Source organism: Salinispora fenicalii (assembly GCF_000514815.1).
Lineage (GTDB): Bacteria > Actinomycetota > Actinomycetes > Mycobacteriales > Micromonosporaceae > Micromonospora > Micromonospora fenicalii.
The window spans coordinates 36,103-43,434 of sequence record NZ_AZWQ01000035.1 but is presented as its reverse complement, the minus strand read 5'-3'; the positions used below and the strand labels follow the sequence as shown (position 1 = coordinate 43,434).

The window sequence follows — 7,332 nt, the reverse complement described above, 5'->3', positions numbered from 1 at the left end:
TGCAGGAGTCGAAGCTGGAGAACCTGGGACACCTGGGTGACCGCAACGATCACGACTCGCAGGGCCTGTTCCAGCAGCGCCCGTCGTCCGGTTGGGGCACGGTGGAACAGATCACCGACCCCGAATACTCCACCACCGCGTTCCTGGACGGGCTGAAGCAGGTCGAGGGCTGGCAGGACATGCCCCTGACCGAAGCCGCCCAGACGGTACAGGTGTCGGCCTACCCGTTCCACTACGCCCAGTGGGAGACCCAGGCCGCCGACCTGGTCGCCGAGCACTGGACCAGCTGACCCACCGACACCCACAAATAGCCAAGCCCCCACCCACAGACCTAACCCACAAGGGGGAAGAAGCTGTTGGCCGGCACCCGAACCAGGGTGCCGGCCAACAGCGCTTTCGGCAGTTTCTGACCCGATTCTGCCTCAGCGGCGCCGGTCAGCATCGGCTAGCGTTCCGGCATGCCCATCGCGGTTGTCACCGACTCCACCGCCTACCTTCCCCCTGGGTTGCTCGCCATTCACCAGCTAACGGTGGTTCCCCTGACCGTCGTGCTCAACGGCATGGAAGGGCGGGAAGGGGTGGAGACCCTTCCCGCCGACGCTACCCAGGCATTGAGCGGGCGGCGGGTGTCAGTCAGCACCTCCCGACCGGCCCCCACGCAGTTTGTGCACACGTATCGCCGGCTTCTTGACGGCGGCGCCGATGGCATCGTCTCGGTGCACCTGTCCGCGGGGCTCTCCGGCACTGTCGAGTCCGCGCGCCTGGCCGCCGCGGAGTTCGGTGACCGAGTGGCGGTGGTGGACAGCCGCTCCTGCGGCATGGGCATCGGATTCCCCGCGCTGGCCGCTGCCGAGGCTGCGGCAGCCGGTGCCGACCTGACCGCGGCTCACGCTGCCGCCGAGCGGGCCATAGCGCGGACCACCGTCTACTTCTACGTCGACACGCTGGAGTTCCTTCGCCGGGGTGGCCGGATCAACGCGGCCTCGGCGTTGCTCGGTACTGCTCTGTCGGTGAAGCCGATCATGCATATGCCGGATGGCGTGATCGTTCTCCGGGACCGGGTGCGTACCGCCAGCCGGGGCGTCGCGCGGCTGGTAGACCTCGCTGTCGAAGCCGCCGGGGAAGCCGACGTTGACCTGGCTCTGCATCATCTCGCCGCGCCGCAGCGCGTCGAGGCACTCCAGGTGGCGTTGGCCGCGCGGTTCGGTGACCGTCTGCGGAGCACGTACGTCTCTGAAGCCGGTGCGGTGGTCGGCGCGCATGCGGGTCCCGGCTTGGCCTGCGTTGTCGTGCATCGCCGTCCGCCCACCGACGGCTGACCCAGCTGCTGTCCGCTCCGGCGGCAGGGCTGTCGGAGTCGCGATCGGTAGCACATCGAGAGCATGGTCAGGGGGCTGTCCACAGGCGCGCTCTCATCCACAGCGAAGCCTTGTGCGGAGGGCGTGCACCCCGTCCGTCGGCCTAGCGTCGCGCCGTGTCATACGACGAGGAGAGGGCGGTCCGGGACCGCCTGCACCGAGTGCTGCCAGCTGGTGAGCTGTCCGCCGTCGGCCAGCCGATGGGGGAGGCCCCGGTGGTGGTAACGCGGCCGGAGGTGCCGGACGGTCCACGACGCACCCCATCGGACGGATCGGAGGGGGCGCCGGCGTCCTCCGCCCAACTGGACGGAGAACCGTCGAGCCGAGTCTTGGCGGGGCCGGGTGCTTTCGATCCGGGTCGGCGTGGGGTGCGGGCATTGGCTCTCGTCGCCGTGCTGGTGGTGCTCGGAGCGGGCTTCTGGGCGTGGCAGTCCCGGCCTCAGGTCGAGCCGGTTGAGCGGATCGCCGCGGTGACACCGGTCGCTCCGTCCGCCTCCGTTGACCCGACGGAAGCGGGCGGTGAGCTGGTGGTGGCGGTCGCCGGTAAGGTCCGCCGACCGGGACTTGTCCGGGTGCCGGCCGGTGCCCGGGTCGCTGACGCGGTGCAGGCGGCCGGTGGGGCGCTGCCCGGCGTCGATGTCGCCCTGTTCAATCCAGCCCGGAAGGTAGCCGACGGGGAGCTCATCCTGATCGGTGTGACCGCGCCGCCGGGGGTGGTGGCCCCCGCCGGTGGGGAGGCGGGAGCGGTGCCCGGCGGCAAGGTCAACCTCAATACGGCCACCCTGGCGCAGCTCGACACGCTGCCCGGAGTCGGCCCGGTGCTCGCGCAGCGCATCCTCGACCACCGTCAAAAGCATGGCGGCTTCCGGTCGGTGGGCGACCTGCGCCAGGTCGGCGGCATCGGCGACACCCGGTACGAGCAGCTCAAGGACCTGGTGACGGTGTGAGAAGCCACCGCGGTGAGCAGCGCCCTGGTCCCGCTCGGTGGGCAGCTCCGCCGATCGATTCCGACCCGCCAGACCTGCGGCTGGCTGGCTTGGCCGTCGCCGCGTGGCTGGCCGCGTTGGCCGGCCTGTACCTGCCGGCCAGGGCGTCGCTGCTCGTCGCCGCGATCGCCGCTGTGGTGGCTGGCGGGGGTGGGGTCTACCTGTCCGGACTTCTCGGCCGGCCACCTGCGTCCGTCCGCCGGTACGGCTGGACGGCCATCGCCGTCTTGCTCGGGGTGGTGTGCGGAGCGGGCGTCACTGCCGCCCGGGTAGCCGTGCGGGACGCTACCCCGGTGCGTGCCCTCGTCGAGGAGCGGGCCACCGTAACCGTCGACCTGGTCGTCCGGGACGATCCCCGGCTGGTCCGGTCCGGTTCTGGGCGCCCCGCGACGTTCTTGGTGGCAGCGGAGTCGACCCGCATCAGCGGTCTCGACGGGCATCGGGTCGAGGCGCGGGTTCGGATGCTGGTCCTCGCTACCGAGTCGGCCTGGCAAGCGCTGCTGCCGGGGCAGCGGCTGACCGCCGAGGGTCGGCTTGCTGCTCCGCGGGGCGGCGATCTGACCGCGGCGGTCCTCTGGTCGACCCGGCCCCCGGTCCCGCACGGGTCGCCGCCGGGCTTGCAGCGTGCCGCCGGCACGCTCCGCGCCGGCCTCCAGGAAGCCTGCGAGCCGCTACCGGACGAGCGGGGCGGCCTGCTGCCCGGCCTGGTGGTTGGCGACACGAGTCAGCTCCCCGATTCAGTGCGGGAGGACTTTCTCGACACCGGGATGACCCATCTGACAGCGGTCTCCGGATCCAACGTCGCGATCGTTGTTGGTGCGGTGTTGCTGCTCGCTCGTTGGGGGCGGGCCGGTCCCTGGCTCGCTGCGGGGCTCTGTGTGGTCGCGTTGGTGGGGTTTGTGATCTTGGTGCGTCCGTCGCCGAGTGTGGTGCGGGCGGCTGCGATGGGTGCGATCGGGCTGGCTGCGCTTGCCGTGGGTCGTCCGCGGGCGGCGTTGCCGGCCTTGGCCGCGGCGGTCACTGTGCTGGTGCTTGTCGATCCTGAGCTGGCGGGGGATTTCGGCTTCGCACTCTCTGTGCTCGCTACCGGTGGATTGCTGTTGTTGGCGCCGCGGTGGCGCGATGCGTTGCGTCGTCGTCGGGTGCCGGTGGGGGTTGCTGAGGCGCTGGCGGTGCCGGCTGCCGCGCAGGTGGCCTGCGCGCCGGTGGTCGCGGGGATTTCGGGCACGGTCAGTTTGGTTGCGGTGCCGGCGAATCTGTTGGTGGCGCCGGCCATTGCGCCGGCCACGGTGCTTGGTGTTGTGGCGGCAGCGCTGTCGCCGCTCTGGCCGGCGGTTGCCGAGTTTTTGGCCTGGCTGGCCAGTTGGCCGGCGTGGTGGCTGGTCACCGTGGCGCACTACGGGGCGCGGGCGCCGGCGGGGGCGTTGCCCTGGCCGGCGGGGGTCGGGGGTGCGCTACTGCTGGCGGGGTTGACTGTGGCGTTGCTGGTGGCGGTCCGTCGTCGGGTGGTGCGGCGGCTGGTGGCGGTGACCGCGGTTGCGGCCGTGCTCGGTGCGTTGCCGGTGCGGCTGGTAGCTGCTGGTTGGCCGCCGCCGGGTTGGGTGGTCGTGGCATGCGCGGTCGGTCAGGGTGATGCGCTGGTCCTGTCGGCTGGTCCGGGGCGGGGCGTGGTGGTGGACGCCGGGGCGGAGCCGGGGTTGGTGGATCGCTGCCTACGTCGGGTCGGTGTCCGGGAAGTGCCGCTGTTGGTGATCAGCCACTTCCACCACGATCATGTGGGTGGGGTGGCCGGTGTCTTCCGGGGGCGGCGGGTCGCGGCCGTGCTTGCTCCGTCGTGGCCGGAGCCGGCGTTCGGCCGAGACTTGGTCCAGGTTGCGGCGGGTTCCACCGAGATGTTTTCCGCTCCAGCTGGTTGGGGCTACCGGGCTGGCGCGGTGGAGTTGACTGTTATCGGTCCACCGGCTCCGATGCGGGGCACCCGTTCAGATCCGAACAACAACTCGCTTGTCCTGCTGGCCACTGTCAACGGGGTGCGGATCCTGTTGACCGGAGATGCCGAGATCGAGGAGCAGCAGGCCCTGCTCGACCGTGCGCCGACCGGTGGGCTCCGCGCGCATGTGTTGAAGGTCGCCCATCACGGTTCGGCGTACCAGGACCCGGCCTTTCTTGACGCGGTCCGTCCGTTGGTGGCGGTGGTCCCGGTCGGCCAGGAAAACACCTATGGGCATCCGGATGCGTCGGTGCTGGATCGCCTTACCCGCGGCGGAGCCCGGATCCTCCGCACCGACCTTGATGGGGACGTTGCTGTGGTGACCCGACCGTCCGGGTTGGCCGTCGTCACCCGCGGCGCCGAGGATCCGACCAGGCGTTAGTTACGTGGGCAGTGTGGTGTTGGCGCCGCTGTGTTGGATGGTCTGGGCGGCGATGTGGGTGGCGGTGGTGATGGCGTCGGGTAGTGGGGTCTGTCGGGTGAGGTCGAGGGCGAGGGCGCCGAGGAAGGCGTCGCCAGCACCGGTGGTGTCGATGACGGACACGGTGGGGGCGGGGATGATTCCGGATTCGCGGGGGTAGATGTAGGCGGCGCCGTCGGGGCCGGCGGTGACGACGACGGCGCGGGGTCCGAGTTGCTGTAGGGCGGTGGCTGCGTGGAGGGGGTAGGTGGTGTTGGTACGCAGGATGGTGGTGGCTTCGTGGTGGTTGACCACGAGGAGATCGAGGTGGCGTAGCAGGTTGGGGTGGAGGTTGGTGTGGGGGACGAGGTTGCTGGCCTCGGGTCGAACAGGAGCACGGTGTGAGGGCTGTTCTGATTGGTGGTGTGCTGGCAGCCTCTGCCCGCGCGATCGTCGTGTGCAACGCCGCGGTACTGCTGTCCTCCGGGAGCTGAGAGCCCACCAGACGCTCGTTATGTCAGATTTCAAGATGAAACAGACGTAAAAGTCGGGATTTGCGCTGAGTGCGGGCTCTGACATCGGAGGGCGGATGACCGGGCTGGCGCGCTCGGCTGACCATGCGAATATGGGCGGCGTGACCGCCGCCAGCCTCGCTCCGATTCTGCTCGTCCTCGGTGACGAGGAACTTCTCGCTACTCGCGCGGTCACCGAGGCGGTCGCCCAGAGCCGGAGTGTGGATCCGGAGGTGGACGTCCGCGAGTATCAAGCCGGCTCCCTCACCGTCGGTGAGATTGCGGAGATGCTTAGTCCGTCGCTCTTCGGCGGACGGCGGTTGCTGATCCTGCGGTCCGGCCAGGATGCGCGTAAGGATCTGGCGGCGGCCCTCCTCGACTACGCGAAGCACCCCGACCCCGAGGTGCAGTTGGTCGTGCTTCACCTCGGTGCGGCCAAGGGCAAGGCGTTCGCGGACGGGCTGAAGGCGGCCGGTGCGACCGTGGTCCCGGCTGCTCGGCTGAGGGGGCACCGGGAGCGGGTGGCGTTCGTCCGCGACGAGTTTCGGCGGGCGGGTGGCCGGTGTACCGATGCCGCCGCCGAGGCGCTCATCGCGGCGGTCGGTAATGATCTGCGCGAACTCGCCGCCGCCTGCTCGCAGTTGATGGCCGACACCGACGGGAAGGTCAGCCCGGAGACGGTGGCCCGGTACTACCGGGGGCGGGTCGAGGTGTCTGGCTTCACCGTCGCCGATGCGACGATGGTAGGCGATGTGCCGGCTGCGTTGGAGGCACTGCGGTGGGCGCTGCATGTCGGTGTGGACCCGGTGCCGATCGCTGATGCGCTCGCCGATGGTGTGCGTACCGTGGCCCGGGTCGCCTCCGCCGGGCGGGGGAGCCCTTACCAGCTGGCCAGTACCCTCGGCATGCCGGCCTGGAAGATCGAACGGGCCCAGCGGCAGAGCCGCGGTTGGACGCCGGAGGGGCTGGTGCAGGCCATGCGGGCCGCGGCCGAGTGCAACGCGGCCGTGAAGGGGGGCTCGGACGACCGGGCGTACGCGCTGGAGCGGGCCGTCTTCTCGGTGGCAGCGGCGCGGCAGGGCGGCGCCCGGTGACCGGACCGAGGTCATGGGTCACCCTGGTGGCGGAGGAGGAGCGCTACCGGCCGTTGTACGCGCGCCTGCTGGGGCTGAGGTTCGTCAACCCCGGTGGGGTGCTCTGTTTCGTCTTCTTCGAGGGGGCCGTCGCACTGGCGGCACTACTGGCGCTCGCTGAACTGGTCAGCTGGTGGTCGGTGCTGGTGCTGCCGGCGATGGTCGCGGTGATGGTGAAAATCAACGACGTCGTGGCGGCGCAGGTCGTCCGCTCTGCGGCGCTCGTGCCCGACCAGGAGCGGGACCGTTTCCGCCACCAGATGGAGCCGGTGGTCGGCACCGCGCGGGTTGGCTGGATCTGGCACAGCGTGCCCGGCGTCGTCGTCTCGTCCGACCCTCCGGAGCGTCCCGGGAAGACGGCTTCAGCCGCAGCACGGGAGTTGCCCTCGACCGGAGTGCCCTCGGCCGAGCGCTGAGCTTCGGCAGCGCGACCGCTGCCCCGGATCCGCATCAGTAACGTACGGCGGGCAGCACGAAACCCCGGACCGGATCGGACCGGGGTTTCGTCCTAACCTGTTATGGCTGGGTCAGGCGGAGAACGACGCCACGCGCTTGGCGATAGCCGACTTGCGGTTCGCAGCCTGGTTGGCGTGGATAACGCCCTTGCTGGCGGCCTTGTCCAGCTTGCGGGCGGCATCGCGCATGAGAACCGTCGCCTTCTCCACGTCGCCGGTCTCGGCGGCCTCGTGGAACTTGCGGATGGCGGTCTTCAGCGACGACTTGACCGACTTGTTACGCAGCCGGCGCTTCTCGTTCTGCCGGTTGCGCTTGATCTGGGACTTGATGTTCGCCACGCGACAGCCTCGTCTGATAGCTCGGGTTGGTCTGCATCCGCGCGGCGAGCATGCGTCATCGTCGCGCGAAGTGCCAGGCTACCAGGTCGCTCGGGTAGCGCCAAAGTTGCCTCCTGGGTCACCCGACGGGCGCGGTGCGAGTGGTGGCGGGGCTCCGGC

Annotated in this window: 7 protein-coding genes and 1 pseudogene; 6 read left to right on the top strand and 2 right to left on the bottom strand. The window is 70.2% G+C overall.

Annotated features, from left to right (window positions below):
- From B116_RS0117130 to B116_RS0117110, 4 genes and pseudogenes are all read left to right on the top strand, one after another.
- Positions 1–290: pseudogene (locus tag B116_RS0117130) on the top strand (hypothetical protein); the annotation flags it as partial.
- A 168-nt stretch (positions 291–458) separates the two neighbouring features.
- Positions 459–1,319 (top strand): DegV family protein, encoded by an 861-nt coding sequence (locus tag B116_RS0117120; RefSeq protein WP_027660774.1) that lies wholly within the window; start codon positions 459–461, stop codon positions 1,317–1,319.
- Positions 1,320–1,474: 155 nt separating this feature from the next.
- Positions 1,475–2,305 carry a ComEA family DNA-binding protein gene (locus B116_RS0117115; protein WP_027660773.1) on the top strand — a complete coding sequence of 277 codons (831 nt, stop codon included), beginning with the start codon at positions 1,475–1,477 and terminating at the stop codon, positions 2,303–2,305.
- A gap of 53 nt (positions 2,306–2,358) precedes the next feature.
- Complete coding sequence (locus B116_RS0117110) at positions 2,359–4,716, top strand: ComEC/Rec2 family competence protein (RefSeq protein WP_082312829.1); 2,358 nt, start codon at positions 2,359–2,361, stop codon at positions 4,714–4,716.
- On the opposite strand, the gene B116_RS25295 is transcribed toward B116_RS0117110, so the two are convergent.
- The gene (locus B116_RS25295) at positions 4,717–5,313 is read right to left on the bottom strand and encodes a PfkB family carbohydrate kinase (protein WP_223874603.1); all 597 of its coding nucleotides are present in this window, start codon (positions 5,311–5,313) and stop codon (positions 4,717–4,719) included.
- Positions 5,314–5,359: 46 nt separating this feature from the next.
- Here B116_RS25295 and holA point away from each other — a divergent pair, with 46 nt between their 5' ends.
- Together holA and B116_RS0117095 are read left to right on the top strand one after the other, a co-directional pair.
- The gene (gene holA / locus B116_RS0117100) at positions 5,360–6,340 is read left to right on the top strand and encodes a DNA polymerase III subunit delta (RefSeq protein WP_027660771.1); all 981 of its coding nucleotides are present in this window, start codon (positions 5,360–5,362) and stop codon (positions 6,338–6,340) included.
- Entirely contained in the window at positions 6,337–6,795 is a 459-nt protein-coding gene (locus B116_RS0117095) for a hypothetical protein (RefSeq protein ID WP_027660770.1), read from the top strand. Before holA ends, B116_RS0117095 begins: the two co-directional genes overlap by 4 nt.
- Before the next feature lie 111 nt (positions 6,796–6,906).
- On the opposite strand, the gene rpsT is transcribed toward B116_RS0117095, so the two are convergent.
- Positions 6,907–7,173: a 30S ribosomal protein S20 gene (rpsT, locus tag B116_RS0117090; RefSeq protein WP_012014671.1), complete on the bottom strand. Its 267-nt coding sequence runs from the start codon at positions 7,171–7,173 to the stop codon at positions 6,907–6,909.
- Between the last annotated feature and the right edge of the window lie 159 nt (positions 7,174–7,332).